Source organism: Pseudomonas sp. SIMBA_041 (assembly GCF_046535095.1).
Taxonomy (GTDB): domain Bacteria; phylum Pseudomonadota; class Gammaproteobacteria; order Pseudomonadales; family Pseudomonadaceae; genus Aquipseudomonas; species Aquipseudomonas mucoides.
Genome location: NZ_JAWRXJ010000582.1, coordinates 1 through 256 on the forward strand (window position 1 = coordinate 1; position 256 = coordinate 256).

Consider the following 256-nt stretch of genomic DNA (forward strand, 5'->3'; position numbering starts at 1 on the left):
TACCATGACCAAGCCATCATGAAGGCAGATGTTGTACCTGCCAGCTACGTCTATGCCGGTGGTTGCTATGCGCCGTGGATGATGGGCGTTGAGCTCGACAAGCCTATCTATTCGCACATCAGCGGTATTGATTTGATTCGAGACGAGACAGGTAAATTTTGTGTCTTAGAGGATAACTTGCGTACCCCATCAGGCGTCTCATATATGCTTGAGAGTCGCAATATATCAGAGACACTATTAGCTGATATATTTACTG

1 protein-coding gene is annotated in these 256 nt (G+C 46.1%); it reads left to right on the forward strand.

What is annotated here, in order from left to right; all coding sequences use genetic code 11:
- Nucleotides 1-18: 18 nt before the first annotated feature.
- Nucleotides 19-256: circularly permuted type 2 ATP-grasp protein (locus SB725_RS32450; RefSeq protein WP_410923610.1), on the forward strand; the 238-nt coding region annotated here is incomplete at its 3' end.